This is a genomic window from Corynebacterium haematomassiliense, from assembly GCF_013978595.1.
Taxonomy (GTDB): Bacteria; Actinomycetota; Actinomycetes; order Mycobacteriales; family Mycobacteriaceae; genus Corynebacterium; species Corynebacterium lehmanniae.
Genome location: NZ_JACDTZ010000002.1, coordinates 203,456 through 228,369, shown reverse-complemented (window position 1 = coordinate 228,369; position 24,914 = coordinate 203,456). Strand labels below are relative to the sequence as shown.

24 protein-coding genes are annotated in these 24,914 nt (G+C 67.9%); 4 read left to right on the top strand and 20 right to left on the bottom strand.

Annotated features, from left to right (window positions below):
• Positions 1 to 8: 8 nt before the first annotated feature.
• From H0193_RS10470 to H0193_RS10450, 5 genes are read right to left on the bottom strand one after another with little or no spacing between them, the layout of a single operon-like run.
• Positions 9 to 1,211, bottom strand: coding sequence for an alkylhydroperoxidase domain protein (locus H0193_RS10470; RefSeq protein ID WP_181889865.1), 1,203 nt, complete (start codon positions 1,209 to 1,211; stop codon positions 9 to 11).
• The gene (locus H0193_RS10465) at positions 1,204 to 2,808 is read right to left on the bottom strand and encodes a dipeptide ABC transporter ATP-binding protein (protein ID WP_181889864.1); all 1,605 of its coding nucleotides are present in this window, start codon (positions 2,806 to 2,808) and stop codon (positions 1,204 to 1,206) included. Before H0193_RS10465 ends, H0193_RS10470 begins: the two co-directional genes overlap by 8 nt.
• Positions 2,805 to 3,680, bottom strand: a complete 876-nt coding sequence (locus H0193_RS10460) for an ABC transporter permease (protein ID WP_181889863.1) — start codon at positions 3,678 to 3,680, stop codon at positions 2,805 to 2,807. Before H0193_RS10460 ends, H0193_RS10465 begins: the two co-directional genes overlap by 4 nt.
• The gene (locus H0193_RS10455; RefSeq protein ID WP_181889862.1) at positions 3,677 to 4,696 is read right to left on the bottom strand and encodes an ABC transporter permease; all 1,020 of its coding nucleotides are present in this window, start codon (positions 4,694 to 4,696) and stop codon (positions 3,677 to 3,679) included. The genes H0193_RS10460 and H0193_RS10455 overlap by 4 nt, the downstream gene beginning before the upstream one ends.
• Positions 4,697 to 6,328 (bottom strand): TIGR04028 family ABC transporter substrate-binding protein, encoded by a 1,632-nt coding sequence (locus tag H0193_RS10450; protein WP_338026651.1) that lies wholly within the window; start codon positions 6,326 to 6,328, stop codon positions 4,697 to 4,699. It abuts the gene before it with no gap.
• Positions 6,329 to 6,454: 126 nt separating this feature from the next.
• Here H0193_RS10450 and H0193_RS10445 point away from each other — a divergent pair, with 126 nt between their 5' ends.
• Complete coding sequence (locus tag H0193_RS10445; RefSeq protein WP_181889860.1) at positions 6,455 to 8,326, top strand: FAD/NAD(P)-binding protein; 1,872 nt, start codon at positions 6,455 to 6,457, stop codon at positions 8,324 to 8,326.
• Here H0193_RS10445 and H0193_RS10440 read toward each other — a convergent pair.
• Positions 8,323 to 8,946 (bottom strand): LuxR C-terminal-related transcriptional regulator, encoded by a 624-nt coding sequence (locus tag H0193_RS10440; RefSeq protein ID WP_181889859.1) that lies wholly within the window; start codon positions 8,944 to 8,946, stop codon positions 8,323 to 8,325. The two genes, H0193_RS10445 and H0193_RS10440, sit on opposite strands and share 4 nt — an antisense overlap.
• Positions 8,943 to 10,070, bottom strand: coding sequence for an ATP-binding protein (locus tag H0193_RS10435; RefSeq protein ID WP_236883585.1), 1,128 nt, complete (start codon positions 10,068 to 10,070; stop codon positions 8,943 to 8,945). Before H0193_RS10435 ends, H0193_RS10440 begins: the two co-directional genes overlap by 4 nt.
• Before the next feature lie 112 nt (positions 10,071 to 10,182).
• Between H0193_RS10435 and H0193_RS10430 the strand changes: the two genes are divergently transcribed.
• Positions 10,183 to 11,235: a PspC domain-containing protein gene (locus H0193_RS10430; RefSeq protein ID WP_181889857.1), complete on the top strand. Its 1,053-nt coding sequence runs from the start codon at positions 10,183 to 10,185 to the stop codon at positions 11,233 to 11,235.
• 9 nt (positions 11,236 to 11,244) lie between these two features.
• Here the strand turns inward: H0193_RS10430 and guaA are convergent, their stop codons facing one another.
• From guaA to guaB, 4 genes are all read right to left on the bottom strand, one after another.
• Positions 11,245 to 12,798 (bottom strand): glutamine-hydrolyzing GMP synthase, encoded by a 1,554-nt coding sequence (gene guaA, locus H0193_RS10425; protein WP_338026650.1) that lies wholly within the window; start codon positions 12,796 to 12,798, stop codon positions 11,245 to 11,247.
• Between the two features lie 175 nt (positions 12,799 to 12,973).
• Positions 12,974 to 14,266, bottom strand: coding sequence for a PAS domain-containing protein (locus H0193_RS10420; protein WP_181889855.1), 1,293 nt, complete (start codon positions 14,264 to 14,266; stop codon positions 12,974 to 12,976).
• A 20-nt stretch (positions 14,267 to 14,286) separates the two neighbouring features.
• Positions 14,287 to 15,441, bottom strand: coding sequence for a GuaB3 family IMP dehydrogenase-related protein (locus tag H0193_RS10415; protein ID WP_181889854.1), 1,155 nt, complete (start codon positions 15,439 to 15,441; stop codon positions 14,287 to 14,289).
• A 9-nt stretch (positions 15,442 to 15,450) separates the two neighbouring features.
• Positions 15,451 to 16,974, bottom strand: coding sequence for an IMP dehydrogenase (gene guaB, locus H0193_RS10410; RefSeq protein WP_181889853.1), 1,524 nt, complete (start codon positions 16,972 to 16,974; stop codon positions 15,451 to 15,453).
• A 150-nt stretch (positions 16,975 to 17,124) separates the two neighbouring features.
• On the opposite strand from guaB, the gene H0193_RS10405 reads away from it, so the two are divergent.
• Positions 17,125 to 17,481, top strand: a complete 357-nt coding sequence (locus H0193_RS10405; protein ID WP_181890050.1) for a DUF5319 domain-containing protein — start codon at positions 17,125 to 17,127, stop codon at positions 17,479 to 17,481.
• On the opposite strand, the gene H0193_RS10400 is transcribed toward H0193_RS10405, so the two are convergent.
• Together H0193_RS10400 and H0193_RS10395 are read right to left on the bottom strand one after the other, a co-directional pair.
• Positions 17,478 to 18,428 (bottom strand): hypothetical protein, encoded by a 951-nt coding sequence (locus H0193_RS10400; protein WP_181889852.1) that lies wholly within the window; start codon positions 18,426 to 18,428, stop codon positions 17,478 to 17,480. The two genes, H0193_RS10405 and H0193_RS10400, sit on opposite strands and share 4 nt — an antisense overlap.
• A complete protein-coding gene (locus H0193_RS10395) occupies positions 18,425 to 19,000 on the bottom strand; it encodes a sigma-70 family RNA polymerase sigma factor (RefSeq protein WP_338026649.1) in 576 nt (191 codons plus the stop codon). Before H0193_RS10395 ends, H0193_RS10400 begins: the two co-directional genes overlap by 4 nt.
• Positions 19,001 to 19,276: 276 nt before the next feature.
• On the opposite strand from H0193_RS10395, the gene H0193_RS10390 reads away from it, so the two are divergent.
• Entirely contained in the window at positions 19,277 to 19,588 is a 312-nt protein-coding gene (locus H0193_RS10390) for a WhiB family transcriptional regulator (RefSeq protein ID WP_070473359.1), read from the top strand.
• A 70-nt stretch (positions 19,589 to 19,658) separates the two neighbouring features.
• On the opposite strand, the gene groL is transcribed toward H0193_RS10390, so the two are convergent.
• The 7 genes from groL to H0193_RS10355 all read right to left on the bottom strand — a co-directional run bounded on the left by groL (position 19,659) and on the right by H0193_RS10355 (position 24,908).
• Positions 19,659 to 21,266, bottom strand: coding sequence for a chaperonin GroEL (gene groL / locus H0193_RS10385; RefSeq protein WP_181889850.1), 1,608 nt, complete (start codon positions 21,264 to 21,266; stop codon positions 19,659 to 19,661).
• Between the two features lie 5 nt (positions 21,267 to 21,271).
• On the bottom strand, positions 21,272 to 21,571 hold the full coding sequence (gene groES / locus H0193_RS10380) for a co-chaperone GroES (protein WP_038609785.1): 300 nt from the start codon (positions 21,569 to 21,571) through the stop codon (positions 21,272 to 21,274).
• Between the two features lie 155 nt (positions 21,572 to 21,726).
• The gene (locus H0193_RS10375) at positions 21,727 to 22,188 is read right to left on the bottom strand and encodes a hypothetical protein (RefSeq protein ID WP_181889849.1); all 462 of its coding nucleotides are present in this window, start codon (positions 22,186 to 22,188) and stop codon (positions 21,727 to 21,729) included.
• Between the two features lie 65 nt (positions 22,189 to 22,253).
• Positions 22,254 to 23,303 (bottom strand): tRNA (adenosine(37)-N6)-threonylcarbamoyltransferase complex transferase subunit TsaD, encoded by a 1,050-nt coding sequence (gene tsaD / locus H0193_RS10370; protein WP_181889848.1) that lies wholly within the window; start codon positions 23,301 to 23,303, stop codon positions 22,254 to 22,256.
• Positions 23,300 to 23,776: a ribosomal protein S18-alanine N-acetyltransferase gene (gene rimI / locus H0193_RS10365; RefSeq protein ID WP_181889847.1), complete on the bottom strand. Its 477-nt coding sequence runs from the start codon at positions 23,774 to 23,776 to the stop codon at positions 23,300 to 23,302. Before rimI ends, tsaD begins: the two co-directional genes overlap by 4 nt.
• Positions 23,773 to 24,405, bottom strand: coding sequence for a tRNA (adenosine(37)-N6)-threonylcarbamoyltransferase complex dimerization subunit type 1 TsaB (tsaB, locus tag H0193_RS10360; protein WP_181889846.1), 633 nt, complete (start codon positions 24,403 to 24,405; stop codon positions 23,773 to 23,775). Before tsaB ends, rimI begins: the two co-directional genes overlap by 4 nt.
• A complete protein-coding gene (locus H0193_RS10355) occupies positions 24,405 to 24,908 on the bottom strand; it encodes a hypothetical protein (protein WP_181889845.1) in 504 nt (167 codons plus the stop codon). The genes tsaB and H0193_RS10355 overlap by 1 nt, the downstream gene beginning before the upstream one ends.
• Between the last annotated feature and the right edge of the window lie 6 nt (positions 24,909 to 24,914).

The following is a 24,914-nucleotide window of genomic DNA, read 5'->3' as shown; positions in this document are numbered from 1 at the left end:
AAAACCAGCTAGCGGTAGCGCTTCGGCACGTCCGGCTCGCCGAGCGTGAGCATGAGCCGGTTCGCCCAGTTGAAGAACGCGGACGAGTTCACCACGTCCAGCACCGCCAGATCGTCCAGGCCAGCGGCCCGCAGCGCGTCCACGTGTGGCACGCCGAACTCGTAGGGGGTGCGGGTCAGCGCCACTGCGGCGTCGCGGATGGCATTCCACAGATCGGATGAGAGGTCGGCGGTGACGCCTTCGTCGAGAAGCGTGTCAATGGCCTCCGCGTCGCCGCCTTCCTCTTTGGAACGACCCTGGTGCACCGAGGCGCAGTACTCGCAGCCGTTGAGGCGCGAGGCCACGGTGGCGGCGAGTTCGCGCTCGGCGCGGCCCAGCCCGCCTTCGGTGTTGTAAAAGATGTCCAGGTCCGTCAGCGTGCGGGCCTTGAGCGCCTGCGGGTCGCGCGCGAGCAGGCGGAAGTACTCCATGTCGGCGCGCTCGGGCTTGATCAGGGCGTCGACGTGCGCGTCGGTCAGCTCGCCCTTTTCCAGCGGCGCCACCCACGGCTTCCAGCCCAGCGGGTGCGCCACAAACGTCTCGGGCGCAACCACCTCGGGCTGCAGGGTGGCGGCGGCGGGCGCCCAACCGGGATCCGCAACGCCGGCTCGCTTCTCGACGCCCTCCGGCACCTCACCGCTCCCCGCCAGCACCCGCACGCCGTGCACGACACGCAGCTGGAACGCCACAAAGGCGATGAGCTGGCCGAGCGAGACAATCGCGTTTTCGTTGTAGCCCGCTTCCTGCAGGTGCCCGATCGCCGCGGGGGACGCGTCCTTCGGGTGGAAGGTGAGCAGGTGGGCGAAGTCGAACGCGGCGGCCAAAGCCCCCTCGCCGAAGGTCACGAAGTCGCCGCCGGCGTAGGGGCCGGCGGACACACCTGCGCGCACGGCGTCGTCGACCACGGCGACGAGCGACTCGTCCTCGTCCGCAAGCAGGTCGGTGTAGAACGCCGCGGCGCGCTTGGCGCCGGAAACACCGGCGATGAACGCGGCGACGGCGTAGCGGGTGGCAACCGGCAGCGCCTGAATCAGCGCGTCGTCGGTGGGCTCGAACAGCGCCTCGAAGCTGCGCTGCGCGTTGTCCACGGCCTCGGGCCGGCGGCGGCGCAGCTCGGCGAGCTCCGCCGGGGTCTCGGCGAGGGCGTCGATAATGTCGGTGCGGTTAGACAACAAACTCTCCTAACTGTCGGGCCCGGAACACAGTGCCGGGGATGGCGTTGATGAGCTCGCGGGTGACGTCGTGCTGCGGGTGTGCAAACACGTCGTTGGTCGCCCCGTATTCCACCTGGCGGCCGCGGCTGAACACGCTCACGGTATCCGAAATCTGGCGCACCACCGCCAGGTCGTGGGAAATGAACACGTAGGTCAGGCCGAGCTCGCGCTGCAGGTCCTCCAAAAGCTCCAGGATTTGGGCCTGCACGGTCACATCGAGGGCGGAGACGGCCTCGTCCAGCACCACCAACTCCGGCTCCACGATCAGCGCACGGGCGATGGCCACGCGCTGGCGCTGCCCGCCGGACAGTTGCGCCGGGGTGCGGGAGGCGAACTTCGCCGGGTCCAGCGCCACGCGCGCCAAGAACTCGTCGGCGCGTGTGAGCGCCTCACGCTTCGAGGCACCGGTGAGGTTGCGAAGCGGCTCGGCGACGATCTCGCCGACGCGCATCTTCGGGTCCAGCGAGGAGTACGGGTTCTGGTACACCATCTGCACCCGCCTGCGAAGGGCCCGCTGCTGCTTTGGCGTGAGCCCCGTCAGCTCCGTGCCGTCTAGGGTGATGCTTCCCGCGGTGGGCTGGTTGAACATGGAAATCGCGCGCCCGGTGGTGGTCTTGCCGGAGCCGGAGCCGCCGACCAGGGCGTGGGTGGAGCCGCGCGCCACGTCGAAGGAGATGTCCTCGACTGCCGTGAAGTCGCCGTAGCGCTTGGTCAGCCCGCTGACAGAAAGGAGGGTCTCGGGGGTGACCGGAGGACGTCGATAGGCATCTGCGACCGCAAGCGACGGCACGTTGGCCAGCAGGCGCTTCGAGTAGTCCTGCTGCGGGCTAGTCAGCACCTGGCTCACCGGCCCGTGCTCGACCACGCGGCCGCGCTCCATGATCACCACGTCGTCCGCCCGGTCGCCCGCAACGGCGAGGTCGTGGGTGATGAAGACGATGCCAAGGCCCAGCTCAGCGCGCATTTCATCCAACAGGTCCAGGATGGTCTTCTGCACCGTCACGTCGAGCGCGGACGTCGGCTCGTCCGCAATCAGCACCTCGGGCTCGAGCGCCACCGCCGCTGCAATGAGCACGCGCTGCTTCATACCGCCGGACAGCTCGTGCGGGTACTGGCTGTAGCGGCGCTCCGGGTCGTCAATGCCCACGCGTTCCAGCAGGGCAATTGCTTTACGACGGCGCTCCGCCGCATCCCCCACCCCATGAATCTCCAGGCCATCCTCAACGGACGCGCCGATGGTCTTCAACGGGTTGAGCGAGTTATTCGGATCCTGCGGCACCAGCCCGATCTTCGTGCCGCGCAACGTGCGCCACTCGGCGTTGCTGAGCCCGGCGAGTTCCTGGCCCTTGAACCGGATGCTGCCGGACAGCACGTTGCCGGAGGGCCCGAGCAGGTCCAGCGCCGCCATCGCGGAGGTGGTTTTGCCGGAGCCGGACTCGCCCACAATGGCGGTCATGTTCCCGGCCTCGACGGAAAACGAGATATCGCGCACCACCGGGTCCGCGTCGCCGTACGCGACGGTCAAGCCGCTGACTTCAAGCAGAGGCGTGGTCACTTCGCATCACCTTCCTGTTGGATCACCTGGGACAGGTGGTTGGCGGACATCACGGTGGCCACGATGGCCAGGCCGGGCAGCAGGATCAGCCACCAGGCGGTTGCCATGAAGTCGCGGCCTTCCGCGATGAGCAGGCCCCACTCCGGGGTCGGCGGCGGCGCGCCGTAGCCCAAAAAGCCCAGGATGGACAGCTGCAAGATGGCGGTGCCGAACTGCAGCGCGGCCAGCGCCAGCACCGGGGTCAGCGAGTTGGGCAGCACGTGGCGGAACAGCACCTGGGTCTGGGTGGCGCCGGAGCCGTAGGCGGCCTCCACGAAGCCCGCGTTAGCAATCTGGATCACCTGCGAGCGCGCCAGGCGCGCGAACGTGGCCACCGACGTCATGCCGACGGCGAACGCCGCCTGCAGCGAGCCGAAGCCGGTGACGATGATGATGGACAGCGACAGCAGGATGCCGGGGATGGCCAGCAGCACGTCCACCAGACGCATCAGCACCGTGTCCACCCAGCCGCGCTGCGTGCCGGCGATCAGGCCGATCAGGGTGCCCAGCACCAGGCCGACGGCCACGGCGATCAGGGCGCCGAGCAGCGACTGGCGCGCGCCGTACACCACGCGCGAGAACAGGTCGCGGCCCACCGCGTCGGTGCCGAAGATGTACTCGCCGTTGGGGGCGAGCAGTGCCACGTCGACGCCGTTGTACGGGTCGTGCGGCGCGAAGATGCCCGGCACGATCGCCCACAGCGCGGCGATGGCCAGCACGATCAGCGACAAGATGGTCGCCGGCGAGCTCCAGCGGCGGTGCTTGCGGGCCTTGCGTGGCCGGTGGTCCTTCTGCGGCGCACGCTGGTTGTGCACCAGGTTGGTCGTGCTCATCGGACGGCCTCCTTTGCGGTCGTAGCCGAGGTGTGTGCGGCGGTCTGCTCATCACGGGCCGCCGGGGTGGTCGCGGTCTGCGCCGCGGCCTGGTCGCGCAGGCGCACGTCCAGCACCGGGTAGAGCAGGTCCACAATCAGGTTGATCACCACGTACGCGGTGGCCGCGATGAGCACCACGCCCAGCAGCACAGGCATGTCGCGGCTGGACACGGCATTGACGGTCAGCGAGCCCAGCCCGGCGCGGCCGAAGACGGTCTCGGTGACCACGGCGCCGCCGACCAGCTCGCCGAACAGCAGGCCGGCCATGGTGATCGCAGGCAGAAGCGAGTTGCGCAGCACGTCGCGCCAGAAGATGCGGGCCTCGCTCGCGCCGCGGGCGCGCACGACCTGCACGAACGGCTGGGCGCGGACCTCGTCGATGGAACGGATCAGCACCTGCATCAGCGGCGCGGCCATGGGTACGGCGAGGGTGAGCGTGGGCAGGATCAGCCCCTCCAGCGGGGTCGGGTCAACCACGTTGACCCAGCCCAGGCGGAAGGAGAAGAACTGCAGCAGCAAGATGGCGATCCAGAACCCCGGCAGGGACACCATAAACGACGGCAGGGCGCGCACGGCGCTGCGCAGCGCGCCAGCTCCCGGCAGGGTGGCCACGTACGCGGTGGCCAGCGCCACCACGATGGCTAAACCCACGGACGTCGCGGCAAGCGCGAACGTGTGCGGCGCGGCGTCCGTGATCAGGTCGAACACGGGCGTGCCGGATGCCACCGAGTAGCCCAGATCGCCGGTGAACAGCCCGCCCAGGGTGGCGAAGTACTGCTGGATCAGCGGCTTGTCCACGCCCATCTGCTCGCGGATCTGCTCGATTTCCGCCTGGGACAGGCCCAGGGCCGGGTCCGCGTAGCGGGCGGCCACGCCGTCGGAAGGCAGCGCGGACAGCAGGAAAAACGCCAGGGTGTAGGCCAAAAGGAGCACGATGAGCGCCTGGCCGATGCGCTTGAGTACGTACTTGCCCATCTACTTGTCCTCCTCGCGGTCGAAGTACACCGAGTAGAAGCTCGGGCGCGCCACCGCCTCGGTGCCGAAGCCCTTCACGTGCGGGGCAACCGCGTACACCTGCGGCTCCTCAAACAGCGGCAGGGTGTACGCGTTTTCGGTCAGGTGGTCCTGCACCGCCTTGGAGGCGGCGGCGCGGCCGGCGTCGTCCGGGGTGGAGACCACCTTGTCCAGAAGCGCCTGCAGCTCGGTGTCGATGGGTTCGCCGTCGCCGGCGTTGTTCAGAAGCGAATCGCGGCGGTCCACGGAAAGGAAGGACTCGATCACGTCGTAGTCAGCGCGGCCCACCATGGTGTGCATGAGCTGGACGCGGTTGATGTCCTTTTGCGCCGCGTTTTGCGTTGCGCGGTCGCCGGCGACCATGTTGAGTTCGATGCCCAGCTCGCGCAGGTCGGACTGGATCATGGTGACGATCTCCTTCGAGCGCGGCTGCGGCAGGGCGTGGTTGACCCACAAGCTCAAGCGTTGTCCGTCCTTTTCGCGGATGCCGTCCGGTCCGGGGGTCCAGCCGGCATCGTCGAGAAGCTTGCGCGATTGATCCGGGTCGAAGGTGTACGCGTCCGGCTGCTCCGCATAGCCCAGGGCCTTCGACGTCATGGACGAGGTGGCCAGCGGGTAGGAATCCGACAGCAGGATGCGGATGATCTCCTCGCGGTTGACCCCGTGGATGATCGCCTGGCGCACGCGGATGTCCTGCAAAAGCGGGTGGTTGAAACGCAGCGCCAGCTGGTTGTTCATGCCGTTGGCGGTGGCGGCGACCACCTGCACGCCCTGGTCCTTCAGGTGGCGCTCCACCGGCGGGGAGACCGTGCGCGCGACGGCGGCCTGGCCGGACAGCAGCGCGCCGGCGCGCATGGCCTCTTCCGCGGCCAGGGTGTAGGGGATGCCGTCGATACGCGCGCGCCCCCGGTGCTCAAGCGACGGCGGCGCCCAGTCGTAGTCCTCGCGGGCTTTGAGCACCAGGTCGGTGCCCAGGGTCTCGCTGTCCACCACGAACGGGCCGGAGCCGATGACGTTTTCCGCGTTGCCGGGGCCGAAGTCCTCGTTGCGCAGCTTGAGCGAGGAATCGGCCAACAGCCCCGCGTTGTAGGTGGACGTCGCCTGCGCGAAGCCGGGCGAGGGCGCGGAGAAGTAAAAGCGCACTGTGTCCTCGTCGACGACCTCGCCGCGCTCGTAGTTGGAGATTTGCTCCGAGACGTTGAGGAGCCGGTCCTTGTCGCCCAGGCCGAACAGGTCGAAGTTGTCCACGATGTTCTGCGCGGTCATGGGCGTGCCGTCGGAGTAGGTCACATCCGTGCGGATGTCGAAGGTGAACACCGTGGCATCTTCGTTGATCTCCGGCAGGTCCGTGGCAATCCAGGGCTCAAGCTCCAGGGTCTCCGGGTCCTGGTAGAGCAGCCGGTCCGTCAGCTGGTTGACTACGCCGCCGTTGGGGTAGAACCCGGCGGCCGGCGGGTACAGGCTGTTAAACCAGTTGGACTCCAGGTAGGTGAGCACGTCACCGTCATCGCCGCCTGCCGCCGCCGCGCATCCGGCGAGCAGGCTGGCTGCCGCGCCGAGCGCAAGCGTCGCGGCTACCTTTGTTTTAGGCACGTTATCGCCCTCTTTCTTCGGTTGCGCAGTGCACATTACCACCGTTAGACAATCTGGTTCTTCAGCAATAGACTAGTCAGTCTACATACGATCAATAGTTCACAGAAATCGTGGAGGTTTTTCACCGTGGCAGCATCCATCGCAATCGTCGGAGCAGGACCCCGCGGCATCTCCATCACCGAACGCATCGCCGCCTACCTGGGCGACCGCAGCGAGACGCTCACCCTGCACATCATCGACGACGCCCAACTCGGCGCCGGCCGCATCTGGGAAACCGACCAAACCCGCACGCTGTGCATGAACACCCTCGCCGGCGCGGTCACCCTGTTCACCGAACCCGGCGCGACCGTTTCCGCCCCCGTGCTCGAAGGCCCCACCATGTACGAGTGGATCCAGGCGCTTCGCGGCGAAGAAAGCCACCCGCTTATCGACGCCTCCGGTACCTCCCTCCCCGACCACTACAACGAGGAGCTGCGCGCCACCCGCCCGGAATCCAACCCCTCGCGCGCGCTGTACGGCGAGTACCTGCGCTGGGCCTGGAAGGTCGCGCTCGCGCAGCTGCCGGACACAGTCGAGGTGGTCGAGCACCACTCCCGCGCGGTGTCGCTTGCGGCCGAGGGCGCCCAAGACGCCATCACGCTTGCCGACGGCACGGTCGTCCACGCCGACGCCACCGTCATCGCCTCCGGCTGGGTGCTGCCCGCCCCCACGCCCGCGCAGCAGGAGTTCGCCGACTCGGGCCTGACCTACATCCCGCCGGGCAACCCGGTGGAGCAGGACGTTTCGCTGCTTCCGGCCGGAGAGCGCGTTGTGGTGCGCGGCATGGGAATGGGCTTTTTCGATCTCATGGCGCTGGCCACCATCAACCGGGGCGGCCGCTTCGTCGAGGATCCTGCAGCCCGCTCCGGCCTGCGCTACGAGGCCACCGGCAAGGAGCCTCACTTCGTGGTCACCTCCGGGCGCGGCTACCCCTACCTGCCCAAATCCGAGTACCACTCCCTGCCGCCGAAGGCCGACCTGTCGCGCCTGCGCGCCGCCATCGACGCCTCCGAGGCGCCGGTGTCCTTCGGCCGCGACCTCTGGCCCGCGCTCGCCCGCGACGCCTACGCCGAGTACTACCGCGTGCTTGCCCGGGTGCGTCCAGAAGCGCTCAGCGCGGCCCTCGACGAGATCCTGGCGGCCATCGACGCCACCGACCTTTCCGCGGTCGCTTCCCCGGACGACATCCTGCCGGTCGCGAACGCGCTGACTGAGGCGCTCGAAGGCTTGAGCACCGAGCCGTTCGACATGGCCGCCTGGGTGGACCCGCTCGCCGGGACCGAGGAGCTGGACCTGGAGGAGCTGAACCGCCGCGTCGCCGAGGGCATGGAGGTAGACATCGCCGAGGCCGTTTCCGCCTGGGACTCCCCGCTCAAGGCGGGCCTGTGGGCGGTCTCCGCGGGCCGCAAGCCCAGCGCGATCGCCACGCGAAACGGCCGCGGCCCCCGCGAGGCGGCACTTGCGCAGTACATGGCGTTCGGCCAGATGGTCGGCTCCGGCCCGCCGCTGTTCCGCACCCGCGAGCTGCTCGCACTTTTCGACGCCGGCCTGGTCACCTTCTTAGGCCCCGACCCGGTAGTGGAGCTCACCGACGGCGAGTACGTTGCCGCCAGCCACGCCCGCTCGGTTCACGCCGCCGCACTTGCCGACGCCTTTCTGCCCGGCCCCGACATCCGCACCTCCCCCGACGCGCTAACCGCATCGCTGCGCGAGGCCGGCCGCGTGCGCCCGTTCGCACCAGGTGGCGTGGAAACCGCCTCCCCGGAAACCGACGATGACACCCGCCGCACCGTCCACCCCGACGGCGAGCTGGACGATCGCCTGCACATCGTGGGCATCCCCACCGGCAAGCAGTGGGCGGACACCACCATCTCCCCCATGCCCGGCACCGACCCGCTGATGCTGCAGGAGACGGACAAGACGGCACGTTCGCTGCTCACCCAGGCGGGCGTGCTCTAGCCCAGATCCCGCGCCACCGCCCACCTGGTGAGCTGGTGGCGGTTGGAGGTCTGCGTCTTGCGCAGAATGTTCGACGCGTGCGTCTCTACCGTCTTGACGGAGATGAACAGCCGCTCGGCGATCTCCTTGTACGTGTAGCCGCGCGCGAGCAGCCGCAGCACGTCGAGCTCGCGGCGGGTCAGCGAGTCGACTGCCGGGTCGTCCTCTTCCACCACCGGTCCGGAGGCGAAGGCATCGAGCACGAACCCAGCCAGCCGCGGCGAGAAGTACGCGTCCCCGCCGCGCACCCGTGCAATCGCTTCGGCGAGCTCGGCGCCTGCGATGTTCTTGGTCACGTACCCCCGCGCGCCGGCGCGGATCAGCGCGATGACGTCCTCGGCGGCATCGGAGACACTCAGCGCCAGGTACGCCGGACCCGGTGCCCGCTTGAGCACGGCCAGTCCGCCGCCGTCGGGCATGTGCACGTCTAAAAGCACCACGTCCGGGTGCGTGCGCTCGATCCCACGCACCGCCTCAGCAACCGTGCCGGCCTCACCCACAATGTCCACCGCGTCCGCCAGCTCAGCTTTCACCCCGGCGCGGAACACGGAGTGATCGTCCACCAAGAACACGCTCGTCATAGCTCTAACGCTATCTCCACCTCTGAGCCATTGCCTATCGACGACACCACGTGCACCTCTCCCCCAACCCGCCGAACGCGGCCCACAATGGAGTCGCGCAAACCGTGCCGATCGGCCGGGACGGCGTCCGGGTCGAAGCCGGAACCGCGGTCGCGCACAAACACCTCGAGCCTGCCCGCGAGATGCTCCGCGTAAACGTCGATGGTGTCCACACCGGCGTGCTTGGCGGCGTTGACCATTGCCTCCCTCGCGGCCAGCACGACCGCTTCGGTGCGCTCGTCGAAGGCGACATCCTCGCCCACCGTGACCGGTTGGATGACCACGCGGAAGGCGTCCTCCACCTCGCCGGCCGCTTTCTGCAGGGCGGCAAAGGTGGTGGTGTGGTTGGGCACGGAGTCGTCGAAAAGCCAGGCCCGCAGCTCGCGCTCCTGGGCGCGCGCGAGGCGGGCGACCTCATCCGCATCGCCTGCCTGCTTCTGAATCAGCGCGAGGGTCTGCAGCACCGAATCGTGCAGCCGCGAGGCAATCTCCGCGCGCTGGTCCGCCACCGCCTTCGCCTCCCGCTCCGCGACGAGCGAATTAGCCAGCTTGGCTATCAGCGGCACAACCAGCACCGCCACGCCCACGACCGTGACCAGCACAGAGACCACCACGCCGCCAACCCCGGCGCTTTCGCCCACAAACGCCACTGCCAGCACCCCGGCCATGACCAGCAGCGCACCCAAGGTCAGCGCGGCGATGTTGCCCCACGACCCCGTACCGCGGTCGTAGGCCTGCAGCGCAATCACCGCGCCGACGATGAGCACGCCGAGCACGAACACCACCGTGGCGCCCGCGCCCGAAGACAGCTGCAGCGCAACAAGAGCCCCTGCGAACCCGAGCACCACTAGCGCGAGATCCATCGTTCCCGGGCGCTGGCGCTGCGCCCCACTGTCGCCCAGGGGCGTACACATCCACAAACCGGCGTAGAGCAGCGCGCCGAACCCGCCCGCGAAGCTGGCCGCGACGAAGAACAGGCGCACCCATTTGTCCTCCACCCCCAGGTGGTCGGCCACACCGGAGGCCACGCCAGCCACAACGCGGCGGGAGCGGTTCCGGGTCAGCCGGGGATACAACGCAGACATAACCCCCATCGTTGCACGGGTGCACCTGAGGGCACATCGGGGAAAACCCTGAAACGAAAAATCAGGGTCGTTCCCGATACCGCGGCCCGCGCTCCCGCGGGAGGATAGAGCTATGGAGAACAACACACTCACACAGATGTGGGACACCCGCCCGCCCCGCATCCCGGAGAACCAGGGCGGCAAGGCCGTCATCGGCGGCGTCTGCGAAGGCATCGGCGCCCGCTTCCACATCGACCCCACGTTTGTCCGCGTAGTTTTCGTCGCGCTCTCGCTCGCGTTCGGCGGCGGCATCTTCCTCTACCTGCTGTGCTGGATCAACATGCCCCGCTTCGGGCTGACCCGCAGCCCGTGGGCCGCGATCATCACTCCGAAAGAGCAGCTGACCGCAGCGGAGATGAAGGATCGCGACACCGGCTGGTGGCTGCTGCTCGGGCTGTTCCTGTTTTTACCGTCCATTTCCGTCGCAGGCGATCTGCGGGCGGTGCTGGTCACGTTCATCCTCTTCGCCGCCGGCTGGTACTTCCTGCACCAGCGCCAGCCCGAGCCGCCGGCTGGGTTGCTGGTGGGCGAGCCGGAGGAGGCACGGACAAGCAACCGCCCCGCTGTGGACACCTCTCACCTGACGGTGCCCGAAGGACACGAACACCCCGGCCAGCGCCCGCCCGCCTGGGACCCGCTCGGCGCGGCGCCGGAGCTGTGGCACCTGCCGGAGCCGAGCGAACCGGCGCCGCAGCAGTCCAAAAAACGCAACTGGTTCTGGATCCCGGTCGCCTTGGGTCTCTCAGCGGCCTCTCTCGTGGCGCTTGCGTTTTACAGCGACGTTCGCGACGGCGACTACGGGCGCTTCGGCAGCGCGCACATCACCGTGTACGACGTCGACACCCTGCCAGACCAACCGGGCGTCAACGGCTTCGTCGGCGAGACCTACCTTGACCTCTCCGAGCTCGAGCCGCTGCGCGAGCCGAAAACCGTCGAAGTCAGCAACACCATCGGCAAGGTGGAAGTGATCCTGCCCAACAACGTCCCCGTCGACGTGAACTGTCAAGTCACCATCGGCGAGACCGCCTGCCCCGAAGAAACGCAAAACGCGGACAAGGACAGCGCGCTACTCACGATCAACGTGACAGAGCGTATCGGGTCCGTGTCCGCGTACTACGAGGAGTGAGTCCGGGACTTACTCCCACTCGATGGTGGCCGGCGGCTTGGAGGTCACGTCCAGCACCACGCGGTTGATGTCGGCGACCTCGTTGGTGATGCGGGTGGAGATGACCTCCAGGGTCTCGTACGGGATGCGCACCCAGTCCGCGGTCATCGCGTCCTCGGAGGCGACCGGGCGCAGCACGATCGGGTGGCCGTAGGTGCGGCCGTCGCCCTGCACGCCCACGGAGCGCACGTCGGCGAGCAGCACGACCGGGCACTGCCAGATCTCATCGTCCATACCGGCCTTGGTCAGCTCCTCGCGGGCGATGGCGTCGGCGGCGCGTAGCGTCTCCAGGCGCTCCTCGGTGACCTCGCCGATGATGCGGATGCCCAGGCCCGGGCCCGGGAACGGCTGGCGGTTCACAATCTCCTCGGGCAGGCCCAGCTCGCGGCCGACGGCGCGGACCTCGTCCTTGAACAGCAGGCGCAGCGGCTCGACGAGCTCGAACTCGACATCGTCCGGCAGGCCGCCGACGTTGTGGTGGCTCTTGATGTTGGCGGTGCCGGTGCCGCCGCCGGACTCCACCACGTCCGGGTACAGGGTGCCCTGGACCAGGTAGTCCACCTGCTGACCCTCCAGCACACCGGCAACAGCGCGTTCGAAGGAGCGGATGAACTCCGCGCCGATGGCCTTGCGCTTCGCCTCCGGCTCGGTCACGCCGGCGAGCTTGTCCAAAAACGCCTTGCGCTCGTCCACGGTGACCAGCTTCGCGCCGGTGGCGGCCACGAAGTCGGTCTCCACCTGCTCGCGCTCACCCTGGCGCAGCAGGCCGTGGTCCACGAACACGCAGGTCAGCCGGTCGCCGATGGCGCGCTGCACGAGTGCCCCCGCGACGGCGGAGTCCACGCCGCCGGACAGGGCGCAGATCGCACGGCCCTCGCCGACCTGTTCGCGCACGTCCGCGATGAGCTGCTCGGCGATGTTGGAGGCGGTCCAGTTCTGCTCCAGGCCAGCAATCTCGGTGAGGAAGCGGGTGAGCACCTCCTGGCCGTGCGGGGAGTGCATGACCTCCGGGTGGTACTGCACGCCGGCGAGCTTGCGGGAGGTGTCCTCGAACGCGGCCACGGGCGCGCCCGGAGTGGAGGCGGTGACCTCGAAGCCTTCCGGTGCCTGCGTCACGGAGTCGCCGTGGGACATCCACACGGCGTGCTCGGGCTCGAGGCCTGCGTGGAGCACGCCGCCGTCGACACGCATCTGCGTGCGGCCGTACTCGCGCGCACCGGTCTTGGCCACCTCGCCGCCGAGCGCGCGGGTCATGATCTGGAAGCCGTAGCAGATGCCGAAGATTGGCAGACCCAGCTCGAAGATCTCTTGGTCGAGCTGCGGCGCGCCTTCTTCGTACACCGACGACGGGCCGCCGGAGAGAATCAGGGCTTGTGGGTTTTTCTCGCGGACTTCAGCGGCGGTGATGGTGGATGGAACCACCTCGGAGAACACGTTCGCCTCGCGCACACGGCGGGCGATCAGCTGCGCGTACTGCGCGCCGAAATCGAGGACAAGGACTGGGCGGGCTTGCGGAGTATTCACAGGCCTAGATCGTAGTCGATCGCGCGCGAGACCCAACTGCTTGTGCAGCGTCCGGGAAAACCCCAGAATGACCAGCATGACCTTGCGTGCCCCCGCGCCGGCGTGGTCGAGGACAAAGGAAAGCCGTGCGGGTGGCGCCGGAATGGCACCACCCGCGCGACTCGCGCGAAAAGCGCTACTTTACAGCCGAGCTGAGGCGCTCCAGGGCGGCGCGCACCTCGTCGGTGGACGGCGCCTGCGCGAGCTTCTCGGAAGCCTGCTGCAGCTGGGCGATGGAATTATCCGCTGCCTCCATAGCCTTGTTGACCTGCTCCACCAGCGGCATCACTTCGGCGCCCATGGTGGACTCGTTGGTGTTCTGGGACCAGCGGCGGATCATCTCCAGCGGGATCTTGGTCAGCTCGGAAATGGAGTTGACCTTCAGCTCCACGCGGCGACGGAAGGACGAGTGCAGGAACACCGCGTCGTCCATCTCGCGAACGTCAACCTCGAGCGCGTCCACAAGCAGGCGCATGGACTCATCCGCGCCGGCCTCGGTGGAGAACTGCGCGGTCTGCGCGGTGTGCAGACGGGCCAGGGCGATCGCCATGCGCGCGTTCGCGGTCTTGGCGTAGAGCTCCTCGGCCACCTCTTCCAGCGTGGCGGCGTTTTCGTCGATGATGCCACGCATGGTCGCCCACACCTGCAGCGGAGCGAGCAGCAGGGTGCGCGAAGCGCCCTCGGTGACCACGTTTTCCATCTCCGCCTTCACGTTGTTGGTGACGGCGTTTTCCTCCACCAGGGTGGCGGAAGCCTTTCGCAGCTCGTCGGCCGCGTCCTGGATGGCGGTCTGGACGGACATGAACTGGTCCAGCTCGCTGTACAGCGCGTGGGCCGCGTCGTAGACGTCGCCAGAGCCTTCCGGCAGGGTGAATCCGGCATCCTCGAGCGCCTGCACCTCGGCAGGCAGGGCGGCGCGGATGAACGCGTCGTAGTCCGGCAGCAGCTCGCCGATCTTCTCCGCGCCCTTGACGGCGCGCTCGCGGCGGCCCACGCCGTTGGCCTTCGCCTCGTGCTCGACCAGGTTCGCCTCCTGGTACAGCTTGCCTGCCGCTTCGAAGCGCTCCGTCATCGGACGGGTACGCACAGACAGGTAGCCGCCGTTGGGCAGCGGGGTCACGGTGGCGAGCACGTCGTACGCCGAACCGCTCTTGGCGCTGTTGCGCACGTACGCGGCGAAGGGGCGGCCGTCCTCGATAGTGTCCCACATGAGCTTGAAGGCGCCGCCCGGCATCTCATCGTTGCGGATGAGGTTGTGCGGCTTGCCGATCATCTCGTCCGCGTCGTACTGGGCGTACTTGATGAACACGTCGTTGACATGCGTCATCACACCCTTCGCGTCGGTGACCGAGAAGAAGATGTCGTTGACATCGACTTCGTGCGAGGCACCCTCTGGTGCGTCGCGAAGAATGGTTACACGGCTAGACATGGGCGTACTCATCCAATTTCTCAACTACGGATTGCCAGATCGGCTTTCTGAAAAGCTTTCACATCAGTATAACCACACTTTGCCATGATTCTCTTCAGACCTCCGACGATGTTCAGGCCGCCCCACTGGTCGCTGGACGGGCCGAAGAGCACCGTCTCCAACGGCACGCCCCTGCCCGCGGTGGCGTCCTTGCTCACGTCGCCGCGCGGGAATCGCGGGTGCGCCGCCTGCGCCTCCCAGTACACGCCGCCAGCCGCAGCTTCGGACGACTGCGCCAAGTTGCGGCCGAGCATGACCGCATCAGCGCCACACGCAATAGCAAGGGCGACGGCACCAGGTCCCCACAGGGCGGTGTCCGCCAGCACGTGCACATAGCGCCCGCCGGTCTCGTCCAGGTAGTCGCGGCGTGCCGCCGCCACGTCAGCGATCGCCGTAGCCATGGGGACATTGACCACCGTGTCGGCGTGGCCCGAGCCCACAATCACACCGGCCACACCGGAGCGCATCAGGTGGGTTGCCGTGGAGTAGTCGAACACCCCGCCCGCGATCACCGGCACGTCGAGCGAGCCGACGAACTCTTTCAGGTTCAGCGGCTCGCCGCCCTGCTGCACGTGCTCGGCAGAGACGATGGACCCCTGGATGAACAGGATCTCCGCACCCGCGGCGATGACCACCGGCGCGAGCTCGCGCGCGTTCTGCGGGCTCACGCGCACTGCAACAGTCACGCCGGAGTCGCGCACCTGGGCGATGCGCTCGGTGAGCAGGTCGCGGTCGAGCTCGGCGGCGTGCAGTTCCTGCAGCGTGCGCACGGAGCGCTCCCCGGAGTCGAGGTACTCCTGGTACTTCTCCTCCGAGTCGATGCCCCAGGCGTCCTCGCAGGATTCCACGACCTTCTTCACCGCGGCCTCAAAGTCGGCGTGGCGGCCCCACAGCCCCTCAGCGTCGATCACGCCGAGGCCACCCTGCTTGCCCATCTCGATGATGAACTCGGGGCTGGCCAACGCGTCGGTCGGGTGGGAAACGAGCGGGATGTCGAAGGTGTAGGCATCGATGTGCCAGCTCGTGTCCACGTCCTTGGAAGAACGGGTGCGGCGCTTCGGCACGATCGAAAGGTCGCCCAAGTCGTACGCCCTGCGGGCCTCGCGGCCGAGGCCGATTTCCACGTAGTCGCGCATGTCTCTCCCCTACTGGCGGTAGTTCGGCGCTTCGACGGTCTGCGTGATGTCGTGCGGGTGCGACTCGCGCAGGCCGGCGGCGGTGATCTGGACGAACTGCTTCGTCTGCAGCTCCTCAATGGAGGCCGCGCCCGTGTAGCCCATGGCGGCGCGCAAGCCGCCGACGATCTGGTGGGTGATGGAGTCCAGCTCGCCGCGGAACGGCACGCGGCCCTCAATGCCCTCCGGCACTAGCTTGTCCTCGCTGGTCACGTCCGCCTGGAAGTAGCGGTCCTTGGAGAAGGAGCGCTTCTCGCCGGTCAGGCCGCGGCCCTGCATCGCGCCCATGGAGCCCATGCCGCGGTAGCGCTTGTACTGCTTGCCGCCCACGACCACGATTTCGCCCGGGGCCTCTGCGGTGCCGGCGAGCATGGAGCCGAGCATGACTGTCGACGCACCTGCGGCCAGCGCCTTGGCCACGTCGCCGGAGAACTGCATGCCGCCGTCAGCGATGATCGGCACGCCTGCGGCCTTCGCCGGGACGGATGCCTCGAGGATCGAGGTGATCTGCGGCGCGCCCACACCGGCCACCACGCGGGTGGTGCAAATGGAGCCCGGGCCGATGCCCACCTTGATCGCGTCTGCGCCCGCGTCGATCATGGCCTTCGCCGCGCTGCGGGTGGCCAGGTTGCCGCCGACGACGTCGACGCGGTCGCCGAATTCCTTCTTCACGCGCGAGACCATCTCCAGCACGCGGTTGTTGTGCGCGTGCGCGGAGTCCACCACGAGCGCGTCCACGCCGGCTTCCACCAGCAGGCCGGCGCGGTCGAAGGCGTCCTCGCCGGTGCCCACGCCAGCGGCGACGAGCAGGCGGCCGTCCGCGTCCTTGGACGCGTTCGGGTACTGCTCGCTTTTCACAAAGTCCTTCACGGTGATCAGGCCGGCCAGGGTGCCGTCGGCAGCCACGATCGGCAGCTTCTCCACCTTGTTCGCGGACAGCAGCGCGAGCGCTTCTTGCTTATCGACGCCCTCCGGTGCGACCACGAGCGGCATCGGGGTCATGACCTCGGCGACCTTGCGCTTGAAGTCAGCCTCGAAGCGCATGTCGCGGTTGGTGATGATGCCGACAAGGCGGCCGCCGTCGTCAACCACCGGCAGGCCGGAGATGCGGAAGCGGGCGCAGAGCGCGTCCACGTCCTCAAGCGTCATGTCCGGGGTTGCGGTTACCGGGTTGGACACCATGCCGGACTCGGAGCGCTTCACAATGTCGACGTGCTCCGCCTGGTCCTGGGCGCTCAGGTTGCGGTGAATCACGCCGATGCCGCCCTGGCGCGCCATCGCGATCGCCATGCGGGACTCGGTGACCGTGTCCATCGCGGCGGAGGCGATCGGCATGCCCAACCGGATGTTCTTGGTGAACTGGGAGGCGGTGCTCACCTCGGACGGGACGATGTGGGATTCCGCCGGCAGCAGCAGCACATCGTCGAAGGTCAGGCCGCGAAGCGCAACCTTGTCCGGATCGTCCCCACCAGTCCACACACGCTCGTTCGCCATCGCTTAGTCTCCTCTCCCGCGCGGATGTTTTTCGCCATGATATAACGCCCCGCAAACCCCGACCGTGCCACCCAGTTCAGCGCTCCTGCGAGCGGGGGATCGAGCCGGTTTGCCACACCGTATAGGGTTAGACGGGTGAACTACGACGACATGATGCCATTGGACCCGTTCGCGGACGACCCCAACGACCCGGCATCCTTCATCGAGGACGAAGAGCACGCCGAGCCGCTGTCGCCCGCCGAACGCGTCGCAGTCATCCAGGATCTCTCGCATGTGCGCGACGCGAAGCGCATGCTGAAACCCCGCGGAATCCTCGGGGTGTCGTTCCTCTGCGAGGACTGCGACCAAGTCCACTACTACGACTGGGAGATCATGGAGCAAAACATGATCGCCTCGCTGAACAACCAGCTGCCCCCGGTGCATGAGCCGAGCGCGAACCCCAACATCGAGGCCTACGTGCCCTGGGATTACGCCATGGGCTACCTGGACGGCTTAGAGGGGCGCTAGGAGCTGCTGCCCACCGGCGGGTGGACGATCGGGCCGCCCTCTGCGCCGCCGGAGACACTGTTGCCCGCGCCGAACTCAGCGGGCGGATTCACCATCGTCGCCGGGTCGTTGACCCGCAGCGACGGGTGCTCCTGTTCCGAGGCGGTGCCCTCCGCCAAGGACCCACCGGTTGTGCCCTGCGTCGGCGCCGTGATGCCGGAAGTCGCGCTCGGCTGCGTGCTCGACGGCGTCGGCTGGGTGGACTGCGAGGGCTGGCGGGCGCCCGCACCGGAGCCTGAGCCATTGCCTGCACCCGGCCCGCGCTGCGCCGGATCCTGCGAGGACTGCGGCGGCTGCTGCTGCGCCGGCGGCGCCGGGACAGCCGGGGCCTGCTCCGGAGTCGGCTGCTCGGTGGAGGTGTCCTCCGCCGGCACCGTGGTCGCCTCCGTGACCGTCTCTGTCACCGTCGCGGCCGCGCCGTCCTTGGCCGCGCGCCGCTCGCGCTCCTTCATCGTGGCCACCAGGCCGCGCGCCTGCTCCAGCAGGTCGCGGGCGGCAGCGGCATCGCCGCTTTCGTTGGCCGCCTCAAGCTCGTCGAGGGTGGTGGCCAGCTCCACCATCGTGGTGTCTTCGCCTTGCGCGCCGTCTTCGAACAGGGCGGCGCCGGTGCCGACGCACACCACGGTCGCCGCGGCGGCGCCGATCAAGCCGGACAGCCACGGGCTGACGCGGCGCTTCGCCTTCTCGGCGCGCTTCTCGTCCAGCGAGGCGACGTTGCCGACGGACTGGGAATCCTCCACGTACAGCTGTGGCGCCGGCGGCATCGGCCGGTCGACATCGCCCTTCAGCTCCAGCAGGGCGGCGGCGAGGGGGTCGTTGCCTACCGAAGGATCGTCGCCAAGCATGAGCGCCTCAATGAACGCGTCGCTGTTCGCGAACTCCTCAAAATGATCGTCCTGCCGTGTCATAACTCCGCCTGCCCTCCGTCCAGTTGCTTCCGCAGTTTGGACAGCGCACGGTGCTGGGCAACACGCACTGCACCTGGTGTGCTGCCCATGACTTCAGCCGTCTCCTCCGCGGACAGCCCCACAAACACTCGCAGAATAACGATGTCGCGGGCCTTCTCGTTTAATGAATCGAGCAAAGCCCGCACAGCGTTACTCCCCGACGACACCATCGCGGCGTCCTCCGGTGTGATTGTCGCCATTTCGGTGTCGGGCACCTCCTCCACCGGGCTCAGCTTGTCGCGCGCCATCACACGGTGCGCGTCTGCGACCTTGTTAAACGCGATGCCGTACACGAACGCCATGAACGGCCGCCCGGTGTCGTTGTAGCGGTCAATGCTCGTCGCCACCGCGAGGCAGATCTCCTGGGCCACATCTTCGGGGGTAGGCATCCGCCCTCCCCCGATGCGCGCCCTGGCGTAGCGCAGCACGCGCGGGTGGATGATGGAGATGATGCGCTGCAGCGCCCGCCGGTCGCCCTGCGCAGCGGCGGGGACCAAGCCAGCGAGTTCTGCGTCTTCATCGCTTGCAGCCACGCGCATCTCCTCCCTATATCTGTCAGCCCGCTCCGGACTCGCGTAACCCGTACATAATAGACGCACTTGCCATTTTGTTTACGCTACCGAGCTTTTGCCAGGAATTCACCTGCCCGTAACCAGGAGCGTTAACGCAGTAAGACAGGGGTATTTTCGCGCGGTTCGACTGCGCGACAGCAGTCTGTAACCGGGACGAAACCAAACGTTAACCAGAGCAGTCCACACTCGTTGCCGGTTACACGTTTGAGGTACTTCCACAAAGGAGCACTCCCGATTATGTCTTTGCCGCATCAGCTTCCCGGACCCAACGCAGACTTCTGGGATTGGCAGCTACACAGCAAGTGCCGGGGGGAGGCCTCCGAAATCTTCTACCACCCCGACGGGGAGCGCGGCCGGGCGCGCACGCAGCGCGAAAACCGCGCGAAGGCCATCTGCTTCGAGTGCCCGGTGCTCTCCCAGTGCCGCGAGCACGCGCTGCGTGTGGCTGAGCCGTACGGCATCTGGGGCGGCATGAGCGAATCCGAGCGCTCCGCCATCCTGCGCGGCACCGCCGGCGGCATGAAGGTCGCCGCGGCTTCCGCCAAGTAGCCCGGAATACGAAAAACGCCCCGATTTCGGGGCGTTTTTGCTTATCGACGAACCTTCGGCTGATGCGCGACTAGTGCGCGTGGCCCTCGTGCTCGTCTTCCTCAGCGGGCTTAGTCACCACAGACGCTTCCGTGGTGAGCACCATGCGCGCCACCGACGCGGCGTTGACCACCGCGCTGTGGGTGACCTTCACCGGGTCGATGATGCCCTGCTCGATGAGGTTGCCGTACTCGAGCGTGGCGGCGTTGAAGCCCTCGCCGTTTTGCATCTCGGCGACCTTGGACACCACAACGGCGCCGTCGAGGCCCGCGTTGTCGGCAATCCAAAACGCCGGCTTGGACAGGGCGCGGGCCACGGCCAGCACGCCGGTCTTCTGCTCGGCCTCGAAGCCCTCGGCGAAGGTCTCGAGCTGCTTGGCAATCTGCACCAACGCGGAGCCGCCGCCGGCGATGATGCCCTCGTCCGCCGCCGCGCGGGCGGCGTTGATGGCGTCCTCGACGCGCAGCTTGCGCTCGTTCTGCTCGGTCTCGGTGGCAGCGCCGACGCGCAGCACGGCCACACCGCCGGACAGCTTGGCCAGGCGCTCTTCCGCCTTCTCCTTGTCCCAGGTCGAGTCGGTGGACTCGATCTCGCGGCGGATCTGGTTGCGGCGGTCCTCCACTGCCTCAGCGGTGCCGGCGCCGTCGACGATGACGGTGTCGTCCTTCGTCACCGTCACGCGGCGGGCGGAACCGAGGTGGTCCAGGGTGGCGTCCTTGAGGTTGACGCCGACCTCCGGGTCGATCACGGTCGCGGCGGTGACCACCGCGAGGTCGTCCATAAACGCCTTGCGGCGCTCGCCGAAGTACGGCGACTTCACTGCGACGACCTTGAGGATCTTGCGGATGGAGTTGACCACCAGCGCCTGCAGCGCCTCGCCCTCGATGTCCTCTGCCACCACGAACAGCGGCACGGACTCGGAAGCGGCCTGCTCCAAAAGCGGCAGGAAGTCCGGCAGGGAGGAGATCTTGCCGCGCACCAGCAGCACGCGGGCGTTTTCCAGCACTGCCTGGCCGGCGTCCGGGTCCGTCATGAAGTACGGCGAGAGGAAGCCCTTGTCAAAGGAGATGCCCTCGGTGAGATCCACGTACGAGTCGATGGACTGGGACTCCTCGACGGTGAGCACACCGTCCTTGCCCACCTTGTCCATGGCGCCGGCGACCATCTCGCCGACCTCCGGGTCGCGCGAGGACACGGTGGCCACGTTCGCGATCTCGGCGGAAGACTGCACCTCGGTCGCGCGGGCCTTGAGCTCCTCGACGACCTTCTCGGCGGCGGCCTTGATGCCCTTGTTCAGCTCGATCGGGTTCGCGCCGGCCGCGACGTTGCGCAGGCCCTCGGCGACGAGCGCCTGAGCCAGAAGCGTTGCGGTGGTGGTGCCGTCGCCGGCAATGTCGTTCGTCTTGACTGCGACGGACTTCACCAGCTGCGCACCGAGGTTTTCAAACGGGTCCTCGAGGTCGATGTCGCGGGCGATGGTCACGCCGTCGTTGGTGACGGTCGGCCCGCCCCAGGACTTGGACAGCACGACGTTGCGGCCGCGGGGGCCGAGGGTGACCTTCACCGCGTCGGCGAGCGTGTCCACGCCGCGCTGGATGCCCTCGCGGGCCTCCTGATCAAATGCGATGAGTTTTGCCATGGCGCTTACTTCTCGACGACGGCCAGCAGGTCACGGGCGGACAGCAGCAGGTACTCCTCGCCGCCGTACTTCAGCTCGGTGCCGCCGTACTTGGAGAAGACGACGGTGTCGCCCTCCTTGACGTCCACGGCGACACGGTTGCCGTTATCGTCCAGGCGGCCCGGGCCGACAGCGATGACGACGGCTTCCTGCGGCTTCTCCGCGGCGGAATCCGGGATAACCAGGCCGGACGCGGTGGTGGTCTCAGCCTCGGCGATCTGGACGAGGACCTTGTCCTCCAGCGGCTTGATGTTGACGTTTGCCATGATCAGCAACCTTTCATTGGTGAATGATTCAACAGTTCAGGTCTGAAGAGGCGCAGCCGTCGTCGCGGGTGAACAACTGTGCTTCACACAACCTGCTTTGGCACTCTACCCCCGAGAGTGCCAGCCAACAACCACAGGCCGTGCGTAAGTGCGATCTAGCGGTTGAGCACCGCGTTTCGCCAAAGCTCGTACTCTTCGGCGTTGTCCGTGCGGTAGTTCTCCACCGCGCGAATCGCCTGCAGCACCTTGCCGATGGTGCGCTCGTCCACGCTCTCCCCGTCGCGCGCGGTGAAGATCACCGGACCGGAGATCGCGCGGGTGGGGTCGGTGAGGAACTCCGGGTTGTCCGTCTCCGCGGTGTTGCGTGCCAGCGACGCCACCGGGTTCGGCTCCTGGCCCAGCTGGGCCGCGTCCGGGCGGAAGATCGCGTGGAAGCGGTTGCCTTCCTGGTCGAAGGCGACATCGACGGCTTCGCCGGTGATGCCGCCGAGGGTCTCGCGCGCGGTGTCCTCGTCGAACACGATGCGGCGGTAGGTCAGATCCGGGTTGACCAGGAACCCGAACCGCTCGCGGTCGGCCTGGCCCTGGTCGAATTGCTCGGTAGTTTCAGCGGACACGGGTATTCCTTTCGTCGAACAAGACGTGCAGGCCCCAAGCGTATCCGCAACCAGCACTTCTCGCTTTACGACGACACGAGCGGGACCTCGACCTCCAGCGACGTGTCCGTGCCCACGCCCAGCCCAGACGGCGCAGCGCCTTCGTGGATGAGCTGCGCGGCCAACGCCGCGATCATCACCCCGTTGTCCGTGCACAGCTTGAACCGCGGCACGCGCAGCTCAATACCGGCTGCCTGGCAGCGCTGCTGCGCAAGTTCGCGAAGCCTGCGGTTCGCGGCCACGCCGCCGCCGAGCAGCAGCGTGTTCGCGCCGGTGTCCTCGCAGGCCATGACGGCTTTCGCGGTGAGCACGTCGCACACCGCCTCCTGGAAGGACGCGCAGACGTCCTCCAGCGAGATCACGCGCCCGTCGCGTTCGGCGGCCTCGACATGGCGGGCCACCGCGGTTTTCAGGCCCGAGAAGGAGAAGTTGTAGCGGTGCTCGCCGCGGAGGTCCTCGGCGCGCGAGAGCGCCCGCGGGAACTTCACCGCCTCCGGGTCGCCTTCGGCCGCGAGCTTGTCCACCACCGGGCCGCCGGGGTAGCCCAAGCCCAGCAGGCGGGCGACTTTGTCGTAGGCCTCGCCGGCGGCGTCGTCGAGCGTGGTGCCCAACTCCCGCATCGGCTTGCCCACGGCCTCGACCTCGAGCAGCTGCGTGTGACCGCCGGAGACCAGCAGCGCGACCGCGTGCGGCAGCGACTCGCCGTCCAGGTTCGCTACCGCGACGTGCCCGCCTAGGTGGTTCACGCCGTAAAACGGCACGCCCCACGCCGCCGCGTACGCCTTGGCCGCGGACGCGCCGACCAGCAGCGCGCCAGCCAGGCCCGGCCCGACAGTGGCGGCCACCGCGTCGGGTTTGTCGATGCCCGCGTCCGCCAGCGCCTTTTCCATCACCTGCGGCATGGCCTCCAGGTGCGCGCGCGAGGCGATCTCGGGCACGACCCCACCGAAGCGGGCGTGCTGCTCCATCGAGGAGGCGACGACGTCGGCGAGGATGTCCATCGTGCCGTCTTCGCGCAGCTCGACAATGCCCACGCCGGTTTCGTCGCACGAGGACTCGATGCCCAACACAATCACTGGTCTCGCCTTTCGCTCTTTTTCGGCCGCGTCATGGTGTACGCGTCCATGCCGGAGGCCTGATAGTAATTCTTGCGCACGCCCGCGGTGAAAAACCCGAAGCTTTCGTACAGCCGGATCGCGGGCGTGTTGTCCACCCGCACCTCCAAAAAGCACGGCCCGTCCAAAAGGTCCACAGTGTGCATCATCTGGTCCATCAGCGCCCGGCCCAGGCCCTCGCCCTGCCGGGAGGGGTCGACGCCGATGGTGTGGATCTCAAACTCCGGGTCGTCTTTCGGCCCGAGCATGGCCAGGCCGGCAAAGCCGACCAGCTCATCGCCGTCGAAGGCGCCCAGGTAGAAGGTGTGGCGCGCGGCGATCTCGGAGCGGTACGCCGCCTCGGACCACGGGCTGTCGCCGGCGAAGAGCACCGCCTCGATGGCGGCGGCCGCCGGGGCGTCCGCGACGCCCAGCTCGCGGAAGGCCACGCTCATGGCAGCGCCGGCGACTTCGGGGCCTGCTTCGGCGGCACCGCGTCCGGCCGGCGCAGATACAGCGGCACCAGCGGCTCCGGCGGCGCGCCCAGGTCGGCGACTGCGACGAGGCCGGCAGGTGTTGGGGGTTGGTAAGTCACCCTTTGGGCGTCGATAGGCAAAAGCTCCGCGAGCGACGACGGCACGCTGACCACATCCACCGCGGGTGAGGTCAGGTCCGCCGGCTTGCACACGTTAGGGCCGGCGACGCGCTTGCCGCCGGAGTAGCGCGCCCAGTACACTTCGCGGCGGCGCGCGTCGGTGACCACCAGCGCCTCACCGCCAAGCGACGCGGCGACCGCGTCATGCGTGCACACCCCGTGCACCGGAATGGCAAGCGCCTGCCCCAGCGCCGACGCGGTGGACATGCCGACGCGCAGGCCGGTAAACGGCCCCGGGCCGCAGCCGACCACGACCGCGCCCAGGTCCGCGAACTCGATCCCCGTCTGATCCAGCAGCCGGGTGATCTCCGGCATAAGCGTCTCGTTGTGCGCGCGGGTGGCAACGGCCGTCTCCGCGAGCACACGGTCCCCGTCCACGATGCCTGCGACCAGGTCAGTCGTGGCGGTGTCCAGGGCGAGAACGAGCATTACTGGCCCAACCCGAGGGTCCAGCGGCCCTGGTTCATGTGGAACGGCATCGCGGTGTTGAGCGGGAAGGACTCGGACTGCGGCACGGTGCAGATGTCCACCTTGTTCAGCTCCACCGGGTCCACCATGGGAGCCTCGCCCTCGCCGCCTGGAATGAGCAGCACGTAGCCGAGGTCGCCGCCGAGGTCCAGGTCGTCGGCGCTGATGCCGAAGGCCTCAAGCTTGGCGTCCACCAGCTCCTGCGGCTCGCCCGGGCACAGCGTGGTGTAGCCGAGGTAGCGCTCCGCGTCGTAGATGCGCGCCGGGTCCACCAGCTGCGCAGACACGGCATCGCCGCCCGGGCGGGTCTGCTGCAGCGAGCGCGTCAGCGAGTTCGTGGGTGCGACCTGGGCGACCTCGTCGGAGCGGGACTGCGGGATGAAGATGATCCCCGCCAAAATCACGAGCCACAGCACAGCTGCGAGCACGATCCAGCGGCGGGACTGGCTAGTGAGGTTGAGCATGCGTGT

Coding starts and splice junctions, on each gene's coding strand:
- H0193_RS10460 (WP_181889863.1), bottom strand. CDS start 3,680: ATGAGCACGACCAACCTGGTGCACAACCAGCGTGCGCCGCAGAAGGAC.
- H0193_RS10455 (WP_181889862.1), bottom strand. CDS start 4,696: ATGGGCAAGTACGTACTCAAGCGCATCGGCCAGGCGCTCATCGTGCTC.
- H0193_RS10440 (WP_181889859.1), bottom strand. CDS start 8,946: ATGACGAGCGTGTTCTTGGTGGACGATCACTCCGTGTTCCGCGCCGGG.
- H0193_RS10435 (WP_236883585.1), bottom strand. CDS start 10,070: ATGTCTGCGTTGTATCCCCGGCTGACCCGGAACCGCTCCCGCCGCGTT.
- H0193_RS10430 (WP_181889857.1), top strand. CDS start 10,183: ATGGAGAACAACACACTCACACAGATGTGGGACACCCGCCCGCCCCGC.
- H0193_RS10420 (WP_181889855.1), bottom strand. CDS start 14,266: ATGTCTAGCCGTGTAACCATTCTTCGCGACGCACCAGAGGGTGCCTCG.
- H0193_RS10415 (WP_181889854.1), bottom strand. CDS start 15,441: ATGCGCGACTACGTGGAAATCGGCCTCGGCCGCGAGGCCCGCAGGGCG.
- guaB (WP_181889853.1), bottom strand. CDS start 16,974: ATGGCGAACGAGCGTGTGTGGACTGGTGGGGACGATCCGGACAAGGTT.
- H0193_RS10405 (WP_181890050.1), top strand. CDS start 17,125: ATGATGCCATTGGACCCGTTCGCGGACGACCCCAACGACCCGGCATCC.
- H0193_RS10400 (WP_181889852.1), bottom strand. CDS start 18,428: ATGACACGGCAGGACGATCATTTTGAGGAGTTCGCGAACAGCGACGCG.
- H0193_RS10390 (WP_070473359.1), top strand. CDS start 19,277: ATGTCTTTGCCGCATCAGCTTCCCGGACCCAACGCAGACTTCTGGGAT.
- groL (WP_181889850.1), bottom strand. CDS start 21,266: ATGGCAAAACTCATCGCATTTGATCAGGAGGCCCGCGAGGGCATCCAG.
- groES (WP_038609785.1), bottom strand. CDS start 21,571: ATGGCAAACGTCAACATCAAGCCGCTGGAGGACAAGGTCCTCGTCCAG.
- rimI (WP_181889847.1), bottom strand. CDS start 23,776: ATGAGCGTGGCCTTCCGCGAGCTGGGCGTCGCGGACGCCCCGGCGGCC.
- tsaB (WP_181889846.1), bottom strand. CDS start 24,405: ATGCTCGTTCTCGCCCTGGACACCGCCACGACTGACCTGGTCGCAGGC.
- H0193_RS10355 (WP_181889845.1), bottom strand. CDS start 24,908: ATGCTCAACCTCACTAGCCAGTCCCGCCGCTGGATCGTGCTCGCAGCT.